This window comes from Streptomyces sp. NPDC060064 (assembly GCF_042736455.1).
In the GTDB taxonomy this organism is placed as follows: domain Bacteria; phylum Actinomycetota; class Actinomycetes; order Streptomycetales; family Streptomycetaceae; genus Streptomyces.
Genome location: NZ_JBHWWF010000027.1, coordinates 87,771 through 104,611, shown reverse-complemented (window position 1 = coordinate 104,611; position 16,841 = coordinate 87,771). Strand labels below are relative to the sequence as shown.

The window sequence follows — 16,841 nt, the reverse complement described above, 5'->3', positions numbered from 1 at the left end:
GCCCCCGTACGGACACAGTCCTCACTGAGTCCTACAGCCACTCTATCCACTTGATACGACAGTTCCAACTGCAAAGTCCCGTATGGAGACTTGGCTCACTGGGCTCTTTTGCGCCGGGTGTCCCGGATGACCGTTGCCGCCCCCGCGACCACTGACACCAGTACGACGCCAATGCCCAACGCGTAGGTTGCGTACCGCTCCTTGCGTTCCTGAGCGGTCTCGGTCATCGCGAGATGCGCGGGCTCCGGCGCGGGCGGCTTCGGCGGGCCGGGGTCGGCGTGCGGTGCGTCGATCGGGCGGCCGTCGCCGCTGAGCGCGCGCACCGGGTCGATCACACCCCAACCGACGAAGCTGTCCTTGCCGTTGATGCTGCGCTCGGCGGTCTGCTCGATCTGCGCGATGATCTGCGGCACGGTCCAGCCGGGGTACTTGGCCTTGAGCAGCGCCGCGACACCGGCGACGTACGGCGCGGAGAAGCTGGTGCCGTTGTCGACGCACTGCCCGTTGCCGGGGACGGTGGAGACGACGTCGACTCCGGGGGCGGCGATGCCGACGAAGCCGCCCGCCTGCGAGAAGACCGCCCGTTCGTTGTTGCGGTCGGAGGAGGCGACGGCGAGAACGCCCGGGAACGCGGCGGGGTAGGTGTCCTTCAGCTTGCCGTCCATACCGTCGTTGCCGGCGGAGGCGACCACGACGATCTTCTTCTGGATCGCCTGCTGTATCGCCTTGTTGAGGGTCGAGTCGAGCGAGAGCGGCTTCGTCGTGTCCTGGGAGATGTTGATGACGTCGGCGCCCTTGGCGATGGCGTGCTCGATCGCCGTGGCCATCGTCTTGTCGTTGCCGCTGTTCTTCTCGTCGTTCTGGCGGATGGGGATGATCGTGGCCTCGGGCGCCAGTCCGACGAAGCCGGTGCCCTTGCGGGGGCGCGCGGCGATGATCCCGGCGACCTTGGTGCCGTGGCCGACCTCGTCGACCGTGCCGTCGGTCTTGCCGCGCTTGTCGTCGCTCGGGCTGTCCTTGTCGGGCTTGAGGAGGTCCTTGCCCGCGGAGGCGTCGACGGCGGACTTCAGCTGGACGTTGGCGTTGTCCACGCCGGTGTCGATGACCGCGACCCGGACGCCCTTGCCCTTGGTGTCCTGCCACAACTCGTCGAGCAGCACCCGCTGAAGCGGCCAGGGGATCCCCTCGATCTGCTTCTTCATCGGAAAGGTGCACTCGCCGCTGCCGTTGATGCCCAGCTGGTGCGGGACTTCGTCGGCGTATGCGGCCGGGGACACGGCCGACAGGCCCGTCAGCGCCGCCGCGGCGGTCAGCAGCGCGGTCTTCCTGCGCAGGTGCAGCATCGGTCGCACTCCCCTACGAACCCTGCGGCTGACGCGCGCTGTTGGTGTCGAGCCGGGGTCCCTTGGACAGGAACTCCGACCAGTTGATCGGCACGAGGGTCGGAGTGACTTTCTCGTATCCGAGCCGGATCTGCGCCTGGCTGGGCTCTGGGCGGCCGTCCTGCTCCTTCTGCTGGTCGCCCGTGCCGATGTCGGAGCGGTTCGCGTCGCTGTCGCCGTTCGCCTGGACGGCATACCGCAGTCCGGTGTCGGTCACCAGGAAGAGCGAGCCGTCGGGCTTGGTCTGCTTGCCCTGGACCTGCGTGTAGAGAAGGCCGGTTCCGGGGGTGACATAAGTGCTGGTGCCGCCTGCGGTTATCTCCGCGGGGTACTCGGAGCCGGCCCAGGTGGACAGGGTCGTACGGCCCTTGTCGTCGACCTTGCGCAGCACGCTGCAGACGGTGTCGCGGTCCCCGCCCCGGGAGTTGACCTGCTTCGACCTGAGCGAGGGCCAGTGGTACTGCGCGCCGAAGAAGTCGCTCTCCGGGGCGAACGACGCCGCGTCGACGCTGACCGCCTCGCCGCGCATGTTGAGCTTGTCGGTCAGCGGGGAGTTGATGAGCAGCCAGGCGGTGAAGTCGGAGACCGGCTGGACCTTGCCGGGCAGCACGACGTAGTGCTGCGGCCCGGAGCCGGTCTGGGCCTGGAGGACCATGCCGACCTGGTCCTGCTCGGTCGTCAGCCCGCCGCCGATGCCCGCGCTCGCGCCGACCTGGCCGGGGATGGCGGGAAAGTCGACCGGGGTACCGTCGTGCAGCGTCGCCAGCCAGTCGTCGGTGACGGACTGCGGCTCCTTGCTGCCGACCAGGGCGCGGGTGAGGAACCCGGCATCGCTCTGGCTGCCGCGCACCAGGTACTTGGTGCCGCCGGCGTCCACGAGGTAGCGCAGCCCGTTCTGGCCCTTGACGTACAGGACTTGGCCACCGCTGAGGCGCTGCTCGCCCTCGGTCCGCTTCAGATCGCGGTCGCCCAGGACGAAGGTCGCCTTCTGCACGGTGCCGCCCTTACCGCCGCCGGGCTGCTCGCAGACCGCCCAGCGCTTGGACTCGGCGGCCTCCTTGGCGGACGGCAGTCGGTCGGGTGCGTACGGAATGCCGAGAATCGGGCCGCGCGGGGGTTTGCCCGAGTCCAGGATGTCGTCGCTGACCTGGATCACCTTGAACTGCTGGGGGGTGAGCAGCAGTCGGGCGGACGCGAGGTTCAGAACGGGGTGGAGGAGGACCTTCTGATTCTTGCCCTTGCCGGTGGCGAGCACGACATAGCGCGTGGTGGAGTCCTTGCCGACGATCACCTTGGTGCCGGGCTGGGCCCAGTCCTTGGGAGCCACGGGCTTGAACATGCCGAAGGCGCCGAATCCCGCCACGACCAGCGCACCGACGATGATGCTGGGGACGACGGCGCGCATCGGGCGCGGTGCCCCCTCCTCCGTACCCGTGGTGGACGGTTGGAGGAATGCCGCCACCGTGCGCTTCTTCGCAAAGGTGTACGCGTTGAGCTCATCCCGCCGTGATGCCATGAGTCCCCATCGGTAAAGAAGGCACTGATTCTCCCCGCGGGGACCTTGTGATGAGCACGGTCCCCGGGCCCTCGTTGTCGGACCGGCCCCCTACTATGCCTGTTGATCGACGGTGGTTGTGGGGCGGGTAGGGTGATCCAGCCGCCAGGAGCCTTGCTGCGCAGGGCCGGACAGGGGTGATCGGGATGAATTGGGGCCTAATGAACTGGGGGGTGGCGGACTAATGGCTTCCGCGACGCGGGTGCGGCCGGCACCCCACGGGCAGGCCTCGGTACGGCCCACCGCACCGTCCCAGGGACCGGCGGCACCCCGACTCAGGGCACGACCAGGACACTTCGGTTCGTTCCGACTGCAACAGCTCGTACTGATCGAGATCGCCGCGGCGCTGCTCCTTGTGGCCTGGGTGATCGATCCGCTGATGCTGGTTCCCGCTTTTGTGGTCGCCGCGCTGCTGGTGCTGCTGGCCCTGCTGCGCAGGCACCGGCGCTCGATGCCCGAGTGGCTCGCCACCGTCTTCGCCCTCCGCGCGCGCAGGCGCAGGGCCGCATCGCTGGTCCTCCCGCCCGATACGGAACCGGGGCTCGCGCCCGCCGTCGAGTGCGACCCCGCCCTGCGGACGTACACCTACAGCGACCGCGACCGGCGACCGGTGGGCATGATCGGCGACGGGACCTTCCTGACGGCCGTGCTGCAGGTCGAGTCGGACGCCACGGCCCTGCGGCCGGACCGAACCGCCAGGCCGCTGCCGATGGCTCTGCTGCGCGATGTGCTCGACGTCGACGGCATCCGGCTGGAGTCGGCACAGATCGTCCAGCACACCCAGCCCGCGCCCGCACCGCATCTGCCGCAGCAGTCGGTCGCCGCGCGCAACTACGCACCGCTGCAGGCGCAGACCGGGTCACCCGCGATACGGATCACCTGGATCGCGCTGAAGCTCGACCCCGAACTCTGCCCGGAAGCGGTGGCGGCGCGCGGCGGCGGCCTCGATGGCGCGCAGAAGTGCCTCGTGCGGACCGCCGACCAGCTGGCGAGCCGACTGACCGGCGCCGGATTCCGGGCCACCGTGCTGACCGAGGAAGAACTGACGGCGGCCATCGCCACCTCCTCCTGCGCCAGCCCGATGGCCATCGCACAAGCGAGCCGGGCGGAGACACCCGCGTCGCGCACCCAGGAGACCTCGCGCACCTGGCGCGTCGACGACCGCCGCCACACCACGTACTGGGTGAGCCGCTGGCCCCAACTGGGCGGCGGCGGGGCCCCGATGCCGCAGCTCGTCGCCCTGCTCACCTCCATCCCCGCGCTGGCCACCACTTTCAGCCTCACGCTGGGGCACGGCGACCGACAGGGCGTGACGGTCAGCGGGCATGTCCGCATCACGGGGCGCAGCGACGAGGAACTGGTCGCCGCGCGCCATGAACTGGAGCGCGCCGCTCGCGGGGTCAAGACCGGGCTGGTGCGGCTCGACCGTGAGCAGCTGCCCGGCATGCTCGCCACACTGCCGCTCGGGGGAGCCCGCTGATGTCTGTGCCTGCCGCCAAGCCTCGTATCGGCTTCGGACTGATCGGACCGCGCCGGGACCGGCATGCGCTCTCGATGGACCAACTGTCCTCGCTGGCGCTGCCGGTCGGCGACGACGGAGTGGTCGTCGGCGTCGATGCCGAGAGCAAGCCCGCGGTGCTGGGCATCAACCGCCCCACGGCGTACGACGTCACGCTGATCGGCGGCCTGTGGACGGCGCAGGTGCTCGCGCTGCGGGCGGCCGCGACGGGTGCGCGGGTCACCGTGGAGACGGGCCGGGCGCACGCCTGGACGACGCTGGCCCAGGCGGCGGGCGGCGGACAGCAGTGCATATCGCTGCACGATGTGGGACGGGTGCCGCCGCAGGGCGCTTCGGCCGGCAGTCCGGTCGTGGTGGTACGGGACTGCGGGATGCGGCCGCCGCGCGGGCGGGTGGTCTCGGGTCCCTGGCAGTCGGTGGTGACGCTACTGCCGTATCTGAGCCCGGTGGCACCGCGGCTGATGGAGAAGTCGGGTCTGGTCGGGATACAGCGCGTCTCGCCGGACGAGGCCGCGCAGATCGGGCGCATCATGCATCTCCCGCGGCCCGAGACTGAGGCGCTGTCCACTCTTGCGGACGGCGTCACGCTCTGGTGCACTGCGCGGGACCGGCAGTTCGTCATGACGCAGGCCACGGACGCCGAGACCGGATTGTTGGGCAGCGCTCGCCGGATGGACTGAGCGGCCATCAGTCCGTACGCAGTTGTACCATTTTGACCTATCGACTTCTTACGCTCTGCCGCACTCGGTTCACTTGGGGGCAGCGCGTGACGTACGGGACAGTCGCCGACGCGTGGTCGGGCCTGCCGTACCGAGGTTGTTGACGATTAGGGTGGGACAGGGCGCGGCAGAAGAACCTGCGGGCATGTTGGCCGCGTCCTACAGGGGGAGAGCCGGGCCGATCGGACGAACAGGTCGCCCCCACCCACCACGGCACAAGGGTGCTCGACCACACCAGGAGGCAAAGTGAACGGCGATCGGGACGAGATCCACGGGGGCTGGAACATTCCCGTCGATGATCAGTCCGACGCGGAGCCCGCCGAGATGACGGGTGAGTTCACCATCGACTACACCCCGCCGGCCTGGTACACGCAGAACGCGTCGGGCGATACATCGGGCGGGGGTGCGGGCCAGCAGGGGCTCACGCCTCCTCCTGCGCCGCCCAACGGTCCGCCGGTGGCGGTGCCGGGGCTGCCCGCGGGCAGTGGCTTCGAGCCGAGCTGGGCGCCGACGCCGCCTCCGGCACAGGTTCAGGCACCCGTGCCGGCTCCTGCCCCGGTGCCGGCTCCTGCCCCGGTGCCGACTCCTGCACCGGCTCCTGCCCCTGCGCCCACGCCCGCTGCTGTGCCGCCGGCTCCGGCTCCGGTTCCGGCTGCTCAGGCGGCCGCCGAGCCCGCGCCGCAGCCTTTCGGTGGCGGCGATATCGAGAGCGGGGCGACCATGCGGTTCTCCCCGGCCGCGCTGAAGCGCGAGATGGAGGAGCGGGCCGCGGCCAAGGAGACGGAGGAGTCCGGCTCCGGTATCGGTTCCGACGAGGGTTCCGGCCCTGTCTCCGGCACTGGTTCGGAGGGCGCAGCGGACGATTCCGCCGAGGCCGAAGCCGAACCCCAGGGCGAGGCTCCGGCCGGTGCCGCCGAAGCCGACGCGCCCGAGGCCGCCTCCGCGGATGCCACCGCGGACTCGGTCGTCGACGAGCCGCAGGACTCCGACGGCGACGACGCCGAGCCCCGTGACGAGGCCACCCCGGCGGACGTGGAAGTACCGGCGGACGCGGAGGTACCGGCGGACGCGGAGGTTCCGGCCGAGGAGCCGGCCAACTCGGTACCCCAGGACGCCGCCCCGGCCGACTCCGTACCCCAGGACGCTCCGCCCGCGCCCGCACCGGTTCAGCCGTGGTCCCCGACGCCCCCGGCACAGAGCACCGGACTGCCGCCGCTGCCGCCCGCCTTCCAGCCGGCCGCACCGACGTCCGCGCCGCAGTGGCCGGTATCCGCGCAGACAAACGACCAGTCCGCCCCGCCGCAGGCTCAGCTGCCGGCGCAGAACGGTCCTCAGGCCGCGCCCGCGTGGCAGACACCCGCCCCGGCGGCCCCGCCCGTTCCCTTTGTTCCTGAGCAGCAGGGCGGTTACGGGTTCCCGCAGCAGGGCCGGCCCGGTCAGCCCGCGCCCGCCGCGCCGCTGCCCCCGGCCGTCCCGGGCCCCGACGCGCAGAACCCGCACGGCGGTTACGGCTTCCCGCAGCCCGGACAGCCGGTGCCGGGACAGCCCGCCCCGCACGGCTACGGATTCCCGCAGCAAGGACAGCCGGGCCAGCCCGCAGCACACACGCCCGTACCGCCGCAGACGCCGAACCTGCCCGCGCCCGCCACACCCCCTCACGCCGCGCAGCAGGGCCAGCCCGTTCCGCCGTCGCCCGCGCCCGCCGCGCCGCTCCCCCCGGCCGTCCCCGGCCCCAATGCACAGGCCCCGCACGGCGGCTACGGCTTCCCCCAGCCCGGACAGCCGGTGCCGGGACAGCCCGCCCCGCACGGCTACGGATTCCCGCAGCCAGGACAGCCCGGCCAGCCCGCAGCACACGCGCCCGTACCGCCGCAGACGCCGAACCTGCCCGCACCCGCCACGCCCTATCTGCCCGCGCAGCAGGGCCAGCCACAGGCTCCCCCGCAGGCCGGGCCCACCGACCCGCGGACCGGTGCCGCCTGGCCCACGCCGGTCACGCACGACCAGCGCGAGCGTTCCGTGCCCGGCGCCCCGCTCGGTTACACCGCCGCCGTCGAGCTCTCCTCCGACCGCCTGGTCCGGGGCAAGCAGAAGGCCAAGAGCAGCCGCAATCCCTCCAGCGCCGCCCGCTTCAAGCTCGGCGGAAAGAAGGAGGAGGCGGAGCGGCAGCGCAAGCTCGACCTCATCCGTACACCGGTGCTGTCCTGCTACCGGATCGCGGTCATCAGCCTCAAGGGCGGCGTCGGCAAGACCACGACGACGACCGCGCTCGGCTCGACCCTGGCCACCGAGCGGCAGGACAAGATCCTGGCGATCGACGCCAACCCGGACGCCGGCACGCTCGGCCGCCGGGTGCGGCGCGAGACCGGGGCCACCATCCGTGACCTGGTCCAGGCGATCCCGTACCTCAACTCGTACATGGACATCCGCCGGTTCACCTCGCAGGCGCCCTCGGGCCTGGAGATCATCGCCAACGACGTGGACCCGGCGGTCTCGACGACGTTCAACGACGAGGACTACCGGCGCGCGATCGACGTACTGGGCAAGCAGTACCCGATCATCCTGACCGACTCCGGTACCGGTCTGCTCTACAGCGCGATGCGCGGAGTGCTGGATCTTGCCGACCAGTTGATCATCATCTCGACGCCGTCCGTGGACGGTGCGAGCAGTGCGTCGACGACACTGGACTGGCTTTCCGCCCATGGGTACGCCGAGCTGGTGCAGCGTTCCCTCACGGTCATCTCCGGGGTCCGCGAGACCGGAAAGATGATCAAGGTCGATGACATCGTTCAGCACTTCCAGACGCGCTGCCGCGGTGTGATCGTGGTGCCCTTCGACGAGCACCTCTCGGCCGGCGCCGAGGTCGACCTCGACATGATGCGCCCCAAGACCCGTGAGGCGTACTTCAACCTGTCCGCGCTGATCGCCGAGGACTTCGTACGCGCTCAGCAGCAGCAGGGGTTGTGGACCGCGGACGGCAACCCGCCGCCGCACCTGGCCCCGCCGATGCCGGGCCACCAGCAGGCGCCGGGGCAGCCGATGCCCGGACAGCCGTACCCGCCGCAGCAGCCGTACCCGCAGGGTCAGCCGCAGCCGCCGTACGGTGGCCAGCAGCCGCCGCAGGGTCAGCAGCCCTATCCCCCGCAGGGCTGGCAGCAGTCGCTGCCAGCCCAGGCGCAGTCCCCCTTGAGTCCGCCCGCACCTGTCCACGGACAGCCCGGCCAGCCGGTCCAGCCCGGACCGCAGGGCCAGCCGGGTGGTCCGGGACAACCGGATCTGCAGGGGCCCGTACCGCCCGCCGGATGGCCGCAGCAGCAGCCTCCACAGGCACCGCCAGCCCCTCAGCAGTAGCGCGACAGAGGTCTAAACCAATGAGGGCCCGCACCGTCTCCACGGTGCGGGCCCTCATTGCATTCCCGCAGCCCACACGGTGTTTGACGGATCGTTGACGCGACTCGCCACCGCTGATAAACCTTCGCTTCACCTTCTCCGAGCGACTGATGACGCGAGGTTCCCGTCCCATGGCCACAAAGGTTCCACCCCGCATCCGACTGCTTCTGGCCTCCGGCGCCGCCACCCTGTTGGTGGCCGGCTCGGCAACCCCCTCGGCCCAAGCCGCCGACGACGGAGGCAAGAAAGTCCTCACCGTCGCCGTCTCGCAGAGCGTGGACTCCCTGAGCCCGTTCCTGGCGCAGAAGTTGGTCAGCACCACCATCCACCGACTGGCCTACGAGTACCTGACGAATTACGACGTCAAGGACGCCCACCCGATCCCCGGCCTCGCCACCGCGTGGAAGCCGTCCCCGGACAAGCTGACGTGGACGTACACCATCCGCAAGAACTCCAAGTGGTCCGACGGGAAGCAGGCCACCGCCGAGGACGCCGCCTGGACCTTCAACAAGATGATGACGGACGAGAACGCGGCCACCGCCAATGGCAGCTTCACGGCCAACTTCAAGAAGGTCACCGCGCCGGACCCCGAAACACTGGTCATCGAGCTGAAGAAGCCGCAGGCCACCATGGCGGCGCTCGACGTCCCGATCGTGCCCAAGCATGTCTGGGAGAAGGTCGGCGACTTCTCGAAGTTCAACAACGACAAGAAGTTCCCCATCGTCGGCAACGGCCCGTTCATCGTCACCGACTTCAAGGTCGACCAGTTCGTCAAGCTCAAGCCCAACAAGGACTTCTGGCGTGGGACGCCCAAGTTCGACGAGCTGGTATTCAAGTACTACAAGGACGGTGACGCGGCGGTCGCCGCGCTGCAGAAGGGCGAGGTCTCCTTCGTCCAGGGCCTCACGCCCGCCCAGGCCACCGCCCTCAAGAGCGCCGACAACATCAAGGTCAACGACGCGCCGGGCCGCCGCTTCTTCGCCCTGGCCACCAACCCGGGCGCCAGGTCGAAGGACGGCAAGTCCTTCGGCAGCGGCCATACGGCGCTGCTCGACCCGTCCGTCCGCAAGGCCCTCTTCCACGCCACCGACCGCAAGACCATCGTCGACAAGGTCTTCCAGGGGCACGCCGTGGAGGGCGAGGGCTATATCCCGCCGCGCTTCGAGTCGTACTTCTGGAAGCCGGACGCGAGCCAGAAGATCGCGTACGACCCGGCGAAGGCTGCCACGCTCCTCGACCAGGCCGGTTACAAGAAGAACGGCAGCGGCAAGCGCGTCGGCAAGGACGGCAAGGCGCTCGACTTCCGTATCCTCTGCCACGCCACCGACCCCAACGACAAGGCGATCGGCAAGTATCTGCAGGAGTGGTGGGGCGAGCTCGGCGTCGGGCTCAAGGTCGACTGTCTCGACAATGTATCCGACCCGTGGATCAAGGGCGACTACGACCTGGCCTTCGACGGCTGGTCCGTCAACCCGGACCCGGACTTCGTCCTCTCCATCCACACCTGTTCCGCGCTGCCGGCCACGCCCAAGGACTCCGGCGCGACCGACAACTTCATCTGCGACAAGCAGTTCGACGGGCTGTACGCGCAGCAGACCGCGGAGTACGACGCCGCCAGGCGGACCGGCCTGGTCAAGCAGATGGAATCCCGGCTGTACGACACGGGCTACATGAATGTCCTCGCGTATCCGAACGCCGTCGAGGCGTACCGTACCGACCAGATCAAGTCCATCAAGACGATGCCGGAGGCCGCGGGCAATCTCTGGGGTCAGGACGGCTACTGGAGTTGGTGGTCGGCCGAGCCGGCCGCCGGTGACGGCAGCTCCGACAGCGGCGCTTCCAAGGGCGTCGTGATCGGCATCGGCGCGGCTGTCGTCCTCGCCGCCGGACTCGGGTTCTTCGTCATGATGCGCCGCCGTTCCAGCGCGGAAGACCGTGAATAGTCGATGAGCACTACGAGCACGACAAGCACCACCGCTGTGGCGCGGGTCCCCGAGGCCCGCGCCGCGAGCGGCAACGTACGCGCCTATCTCCTCTATGTGGCGGGCAAGCTGGGCGGCGCGGCGATCTCGCTGCTCGCCGTGCTCGTCACCAGCTTCTTCCTCTTCCGGATCATCCCGGGCGACCCGGTGAAGGCCATGACCCATGGCATGCCGACGTCCGCCGAGCAACTGGCAACCCTGCGCCGCCAGTTCGGCCTCGACCAGCCGATGTGGCAGCAGTTCACCGACTACTGCGCCAAGGCGCTGACGGGCGATCTCGGTACGTCGTACCAGTTCCACGCGCCCGTCGGCGAGCTGATCACGCAGAAGGTGCCCGCGACGCTCCTGCTCACCGGCGCCGCCGTGATGATCTACTCGGCGCTCGGGCTCTGGCTCGGCACCCGCTCCGCGTGGCGCCACGGCAGCCTCGGCGACAAGCTCAACACCGGTGTGGCGCTGACACTGTGGTCCGTGCCGGCCTTCTGGCTCGGCCTGCTGCTGATCATCACCTTCTCGGTGGGCGTCGGTCCGGTCCCCGGAATGTTCCCGACCGGCGGCATGGAGTCCGGTGACAGGACCGGCTTCGCGTACGTCACCGATGTCGCGCACCACATGGTGCTGCCGGTCACCACCCTGGTCGCGGTCGGATACGCCCAGACGCTGCTGGTGACACGGTCCTCGCTGCTGGACGAGATGGGCAGCGACTATCTGACGACGGCCCGGGCGAAGGGGCTGCGGGACGATGTCGTACGCCGCCGCCATGCCGTCCCGAACGCTCTGCTGCCCACCGTCACCATGGTCTTCATCAACCTCGGCCATGTGGCGGCCGGTTCGATCCTCGTCGAGACGGTCTTCTCCTGGCCGGGCCTGGGCGGGCTCTTCTACCAGGCGCTGAGCGTGCCCGACCTGCCGCTTGTCCAGGGCCTCTTCGTGGTCTTCGCCGGCGCGATGATCCTGATGAACCTGTTCGCCGACCTGCTCTATCCACTGCTCGATCCCCGGGTGGGCCGATGACAACGACCCCGGTCACCAAGACCACACAGACCGCGTCCTCGCTCTCCTGGGCGCGCCGCCGCGACTCGGTGGCGCGTTTCTGGCGCTCGTACCGCACCCACCGGACGGGACTCCTCGGCCTCGGCGCGCTGGCGCTCATCGCTCTGACGGCGCTGGCCACTCCGCTGCTCGTCGGCGCCGATGTGCAGAGCGTGACGAACGCGCCGGGGACGGCGCTGGAGCGACCGAGCGGTGAATTCCCTCTCGGCACCGACCAGTTCGGGCGTTCACTGCTCGGGCTGCTGGTGTGGGGAGCGAGGATCTCGCTCACGGTGGGACTGCTGGCGGCCACCCTGTCGGTGGCCATCGGCACCCTCGTCGGCATCATCGCCGGTCACTACGGCGGCTGGTTCTCGACCGTCCTGATGCGGATCACGGACTGGTTCCTGGTGATGCCGACGCTGGTGCTGGCGATCGTGCTGGCGACCGTGATGTCCCGGAGCGTGTGGACGGTCGTCATCGCGATCGGCGTGACCAGCTGGCCGACGACGGCACGGCTGGTGCGCGCACAGACCATCGCGGTCGAGTCACGCCCGTACATCGAACGCGCGAGGGCGCTCGGCGGCGGACACGGCCACATCATGAGCCGTCATGTGCTGCCCAATGTGATGCCGCTGGTACTCGCCCAGACGACGCTCGGTATCTCGAGCGCGATCCTGACCGAGGCGACGCTCGCGTTCCTCGGCCTCGGTGATCCGACGATCGTCTCCTGGGGCGGCATGCTCCAGGACGCGCGGGAGGCGGGCGCGGTCTCGTCGGGCCACTGGTGGTATCTGGCGCCGCCCGGTATCGCCATCGCGCTGGTGGCGCTCGCCTTCACGCTGTGCGGGCGCGCGATCGAGTCTGTGCTCAACCCGAAGCTGGGGGTGGCTCGTTGAGCCTGCTCGAGGTCAGGAACCTGCATGTGACGTACGGCTCCGGGGCGCGGGCGGTGCCCGCCGTACGCGGCGTCGACCTCAGCCTGGAGGCCGGCCGGAAGCTGGGCATCGCGGGCGAGTCGGGCTGCGGCAAGTCGACGCTCGCCCTGGCCCTGCTCCGGCTGCTGCCCGCATCCGCCAGGCTGACCGGCGAGATCCTGCTCGACGGGGAGGACGTCCTCACCATGAAGTGGGGGCGGCTTCGGGCCGTGCGGTGGGCGGGCGCGTCGATCGTCTTCCAGGGCGCTATGCACTCGCTCAACGCGGTGCACCGGATCGGCGACCAGATCGCCGAGCCGATCCTGCTGCACCGGAGGGCGACCCCGGCAGCGGCGAAGAAGCGCGTCGCCGAACTCCTTCACCAGGTGGGCCTGCCCGCCGCGCGGGCTGACGCGTATCCGCACGAGCTGTCCGGCGGCCAGCGCCAGCGCGTGATGATCGCCATGTCTCTGGCCTGCGACCCCCAGCTCATCGTGGCGGACGAGCCGACCACGGCGCTGGATGTGATGATCCAGGCGCAGATCCTGCGGCTGATCGAGCAGCTGGTCGCCGAGCAGGACATCAGCCTGCTGATGATCAGCCACGATCTGGCGGTGCTCGCCGACACCTGCGACCGGCTGGCGGTGATGTACGCGGGCCGGGTCGTGGAGGAGGGCCCGGCGCAGAGGGTGTACGGCGCGGCGGAGCATCCGTACGGACAGGCCCTGTCCGCGGCCTTCCCACGCATCGGCGATCCCGCGTCGCGCCGGGCGCCGCGAGGCCTGCCCGGCGATCCGCCGGACCCGTCGGCGCTGCCGGGCGGCTGTGCGTTCCACCCGCGCTGCCCGGTCGCGCTGGACGCGTGCGCGGAGGGGGACCAGGTGCTGGCCACGGCGGGGGACGGGCATCGGGCGGCGTGCGTGCGCGTGGGCGCCGCGGCGGGAGCGGAGGAGCGGCTGTGACATCGCCCGAGCCACCGAAGCCGCCCGTCCTGCCGAACTCGCCCGAGCTACCGAACTCGCCCGACCCGCAGCGCCGTCAGGAGCCAGCCGTGATCACCACTCCCTTGCTCTCGGCCACCGGTCTGAACGTCACGTTTCCCGGGCGGCGCGGCGGTCCTTCCGCCCGTGCCGTCGACGGCGTCGACCTGGACATCGGCGCGGGCGAGATCGTCGCGCTGGTCGGCGAGTCCGGCTGCGGCAAGACGACGCTGGCCCGCTCGCTGCTCGGCCTGGTACCGCCCACGTCGGGGCGGGTCACCTTCGGCGGCAAGCCGCTCGACTACGGCTCACGCGCGCTCAAGACCTACCGCAAGCGCGTCCAGCTGGTGCTCCAGGATCCGAGCGGCTCCCTCAACCCACGGCACACCGTGTACGACGCGGTGGCCGAGGGCCTGCGGATCCACGGGTACGCCGGGGACGAGCGCGAGGCCGTCGCAGAGGCGCTCTCCCGGGCCGGGCTTCGGCCTCCCGAGCGCTTCTTCCTGCGATACCCGCACGAGCTCTCCGGCGGCCAGCGCCAGCGCGTCGTCATCGCGGGCGCGCTGGTTCTGCAGCCCGAGCTGATCGTCGCCGACGAGCCGGTGGCCTCACTGGACGCGTCCGTACGCGGCGAGATCCTGGCGCTGCTGCTGCGCCTGCGGGACGACCTGGGTCTGTCCGCACTGGTGGTGACCCATGACCTGGGCCTCGCGTGGAACATCGCGGACCGGGTCGCGGTGATGTACCTGGGCCGGATCGTGGAGTCGGGCTCGGTCGAGGACGTACTGACGAACCCTCAACACCCGTACACACAGGCCCTGCTGTCGGTACTGCCGGAATCGGACGGTGCGCCCGTGGTGCTGACGGGCGAGCCGCCGGACCCGTCCCGGATCCCGCCCGGCTGCCGTTTCCACGCGCGCTGCCAGGTGCTGGCGTCGGGCGAGGCGGAGCGGGCAGGGGTCGCGGACAGCTGCCGTACGAGGGACCTTCCCGTACTGGCGAGTGCCGCGGGCGCCCAGGTGGCCTGTCACTGGGCCGGGCGGGACTAGAAACTGTCCGGTGGTCCGGGGTCAGGGCCCAGGATCACCGGACAGGAGTCCTCAGGCGACGCCGATGATCTCGCGGCAGCGCTTCACGTCATCGGCGATCGCCTCGAGCAGCGCCTCGATCGAGTCGAACTTCTCCTGGCCCCGCACATACGCCAGGAAGTCCACCGCCACATGCAGCCCGTACAGATCAAGACCCACGCGGTCGATGGCGTACGCCTCCACCGTTCGTTCCGTGCCGTCGAACTGCGGGTTCGTGCCCACCGAGATCGCCGCCGGCATCCGCTCGCCGTCCGCGGTCAGCCACCCCGCGTACACCCCGTCCGCCGGGATCGCCGTATGCGGCAGCGTCTCCACATTCGCCGTCGGGTAGCCCAGCTCGCGGCCGCGCTGCGCGCCGCGCACCACCACGCCCTCGACGCGGTGCGGGCGGCCGAGGATCTCGGCGGCGCCCTCGACGTCGCCTTCCGCGACGAGGCGGCGCGTCAGGGTCGAGGAGAACGGCTCGCCGCCGCCGGCCTCGCCGCTCACAAACAGGTCGACGACCTCGACCTCGTAGTCGTACGTCGCGCCGAGCTCGGCCAGGTACGCGACATTCCCGGCCGCCTTGTGGCCGAAGCGGAAGTTCGGCCCCTCGATGACCGCGCGCGCGTGGAGCTTGTCGACCAGCACCTTCACGATGAAGTCGGCCGGCGACAGCTTCGAGAACTCGGTGGTGAAGGGGAGGATCAGCACCGCGTCGACGCCGAGCTCCGCCATCAGCTCCGCCCGCCGGTGGTGCGGTGCGAGCAGCGGCGGGTGGCTGCCGGGCCGTACGACCTCGCTCGGGTGCGGGTCGAAGGTGACGACGACCGACTGCACTCCGAGCTCGCGCGCCCGCTCCACTGCCCGCCCGATGATCAGCTGGTGCCCACGGTGCACGCCGTCGTAGGAGCCGATGGTGACGACGCTGCGTCCCCAGTCCTGGGGGATGTCCTCCAAGCCACGCCAGCGCTGCACTGTGACCGCTCCTCGCCCGAACCTGTGTACGTGATTGCCGATTACGCAGGTCTAAGACTGCCATGCCCGTCGCTTTCGGTTCGCATCGGCACCGGACTGCCGAGCCGCTCGACCGACGGGGACCTCGCGGGGCGGCTCGACCAGCCGCCGGTCGTAGCAGGTCTCGCCCTCGGGGGGACGGACGAGGAGCAGCCTGGTGCGGTGCTCAAGCTCGCGGGTGCGCGCGCTCGTACTCCTCCAGCGGTACGTCGAGGAGCTCTGCCCGCAGCAACCGCGAGGCGGGGCTGCCGGACGCGACGAGTACCGGCGCGAACGCTCCGCGCAGCAGGCCGGTGAACAGCGGGAACAGTACGGCGCGGGCGGCCGGGCCCTGCTCGAGGCGTCGCTCGACGTACGCGGCGGCCTGTGCCGCGCCGTCGGGCCGGTGGTCGATGTACTCACCGACCGGCGCGGCGGCACGTCGGGCGAGAGCCGGAGTGCTGACCTCCGCGAGGGCGGGTTCGGGGTGGGTGGTGAGCGCGGCTGCGAGCGCGCTCGCGGGCAGCCCGGGGTCGCCGCCGTGGAATGCCGCGAGTGCCTTGTCGAGATACCTGGCGCGGGTTCCCGGATCAGGGACGAGGAGCGGTGGCCAGTCCGTACGCGGCGGCCGCGGCGCGGCGCTCGGGCCGCGGGTCGTGGGCCCAGCGGTCGAGGGCCCGGCACAGGACGGACGGCTCCTCTTCCGCGAGCACGGCGAGGAGCTCGTCGGCGCGCGGGTGGGCGGTGGCGACGAGAGCCTCGGCGAGGTCGTCGGGTGCGAGGCTCCGGCAGGCATACAGCAGCGCCTGCGCGGCGACGGCGACAGTGGGCCGTATGCCGGCGTTCGGGCCCGAGGGCAGCGGTGTCCCGTCGGTGAACCAGCGGCACAGCAGCGGCTGTACGACGCCGGGGTCCGCGGTGAGCCGCGCGGCGACGGCATCGAGGTAACGGCGCCCGGTCCGGCCCCCGGGCACTCCGTCGGCGGGCACCAGCCGCCGCAACAAATCGATCCGCTCCTCCTCGGTCACCCGCAAGCGCTCCCAGAACCAGGGCCCGAACTCGCCAAGTGAACCGAGGTGTTGGGGACCGCCTTCGCGTACGGAACGCTGGGTGATCCGCTCGGCGAGCAGCCGCAGAGTGGGGAGATACGTCCCGGCATCGGGCACCCGCAACAGGACCTCCCCAAGAAGATGGCCACCCCACCACTGAGCGTCGTCGAGCTTCTGCGCGCCTGCTTCGGCCGCGGAACCCGGCGCCCACAGGCAGCCGGGGACGTGCCCGCCCGCCGGGCCACCACCGGGG

At 70.6% G+C, this 16,841-nt stretch carries 11 protein-coding genes and 1 pseudogene; 8 read left to right on the top strand and 4 right to left on the bottom strand.

Annotated features, from left to right (window positions below; translation table 11 throughout):
- Window positions 1-95: 95 nt before the first annotated feature.
- Window positions 96-1,343: a type VII secretion-associated serine protease mycosin gene (mycP, locus tag ACFWDI_RS28745; protein ID WP_385308216.1), complete on the bottom strand. Its 1,248-nt coding sequence runs from the start codon at window positions 1,341-1,343 to the stop codon at window positions 96-98.
- Window positions 1,344-1,356: 13 nt separating this feature from the next.
- Entirely contained in the window at window positions 1,357-2,898 is a 1,542-nt protein-coding gene (eccB, locus tag ACFWDI_RS28740; protein ID WP_385308215.1) for a type VII secretion protein EccB, read from the bottom strand.
- A 223-nt stretch (window positions 2,899-3,121) separates the two neighbouring features.
- Between eccB and eccE the strand changes: the two genes are divergently transcribed.
- The 8 genes from eccE (at window position 3,122) to ACFWDI_RS28700 (ending at window position 14,525) form a co-directional block, all read left to right on the top strand.
- Window positions 3,122-4,417: a type VII secretion protein EccE gene (gene eccE / locus ACFWDI_RS28735; protein ID WP_385308213.1), complete on the top strand. Its 1,296-nt coding sequence runs from the start codon at window positions 3,122-3,124 to the stop codon at window positions 4,415-4,417.
- Window positions 4,417-5,136: a hypothetical protein gene (locus ACFWDI_RS28730; protein ID WP_362687417.1), complete on the top strand. Its 720-nt coding sequence runs from the start codon at window positions 4,417-4,419 to the stop codon at window positions 5,134-5,136. The genes eccE and ACFWDI_RS28730 overlap by 1 nt, the downstream gene beginning before the upstream one ends.
- Before the next feature lie 285 nt (window positions 5,137-5,421).
- On the top strand, window positions 5,422-8,526 hold the full coding sequence (locus ACFWDI_RS28725) for an SCO5717 family growth-regulating ATPase (protein ID WP_385308210.1): 3,105 nt from the start codon (window positions 5,422-5,424) through the stop codon (window positions 8,524-8,526).
- Window positions 8,527-8,696: 170 nt separating this feature from the next.
- Window positions 8,697-10,508, top strand: a complete 1,812-nt coding sequence (locus ACFWDI_RS28720) for an ABC transporter substrate-binding protein (RefSeq protein WP_385308208.1) — start codon at window positions 8,697-8,699, stop codon at window positions 10,506-10,508.
- A 3-nt stretch (window positions 10,509-10,511) separates the two neighbouring features.
- Window positions 10,512-11,561 carry an ABC transporter permease gene (locus ACFWDI_RS28715; RefSeq protein WP_362687426.1) on the top strand — a complete coding sequence of 350 codons (1,050 nt, stop codon included), beginning with the start codon at window positions 10,512-10,514 and terminating at the stop codon, window positions 11,559-11,561.
- Window positions 11,558-12,478, top strand: a complete 921-nt coding sequence (locus ACFWDI_RS28710; protein WP_385308205.1) for an ABC transporter permease — start codon at window positions 11,558-11,560, stop codon at window positions 12,476-12,478. The genes ACFWDI_RS28715 and ACFWDI_RS28710 overlap by 4 nt, the downstream gene beginning before the upstream one ends.
- Window positions 12,424-13,458: an ABC transporter ATP-binding protein gene (locus ACFWDI_RS28705; RefSeq protein ID WP_385308202.1), complete on the top strand. Its 1,035-nt coding sequence runs from the start codon at window positions 12,424-12,426 to the stop codon at window positions 13,456-13,458. Before ACFWDI_RS28710 ends, ACFWDI_RS28705 begins: the two co-directional genes overlap by 55 nt.
- 89 nt (window positions 13,459-13,547) lie before the next feature.
- Entirely contained in the window at window positions 13,548-14,525 is a 978-nt protein-coding gene (locus ACFWDI_RS28700; RefSeq protein WP_385308199.1) for an ABC transporter ATP-binding protein, read from the top strand.
- Between the two features lie 51 nt (window positions 14,526-14,576).
- On the opposite strand, the gene ACFWDI_RS28695 is transcribed toward ACFWDI_RS28700, so the two are convergent.
- On the bottom strand, window positions 14,577-15,521 hold the full coding sequence (locus ACFWDI_RS28695) for a bifunctional riboflavin kinase/FAD synthetase (protein WP_385308196.1): 945 nt from the start codon (window positions 15,519-15,521) through the stop codon (window positions 14,577-14,579).
- A gap of 41 nt (window positions 15,522-15,562) precedes the next feature.
- A pseudogene (locus ACFWDI_RS28690) lies at window positions 15,563-16,841 on the bottom strand (serine protease); the annotation flags it as partial.

Bases quoted from the DNA above. Each gene is read 5' to 3' on its own strand.
- eccB (WP_385308215.1), bottom strand. From the start codon at position 2,898: ATGGCATCACGGCGGGATGAGCTCAACGCGTACACCTTTGCGAAGAAG.
- ACFWDI_RS28710 (WP_385308205.1), top strand. From the start codon at position 11,558: ATGACAACGACCCCGGTCACCAAGACCACACAGACCGCGTCCTCGCTC.
- eccE (WP_385308213.1), top strand. From the start codon at position 3,122: ATGGCTTCCGCGACGCGGGTGCGGCCGGCACCCCACGGGCAGGCCTCG.
- ACFWDI_RS28730 (WP_362687417.1), top strand. From the start codon at position 4,417: ATGTCTGTGCCTGCCGCCAAGCCTCGTATCGGCTTCGGACTGATCGGA.
- ACFWDI_RS28715 (WP_362687426.1), top strand. From the start codon at position 10,512: ATGAGCACTACGAGCACGACAAGCACCACCGCTGTGGCGCGGGTCCCC.
- ACFWDI_RS28720 (WP_385308208.1), top strand. From the start codon at position 8,697: ATGGCCACAAAGGTTCCACCCCGCATCCGACTGCTTCTGGCCTCCGGC.
- mycP (WP_385308216.1), bottom strand. From the start codon at position 1,343: ATGCTGCACCTGCGCAGGAAGACCGCGCTGCTGACCGCCGCGGCGGCG.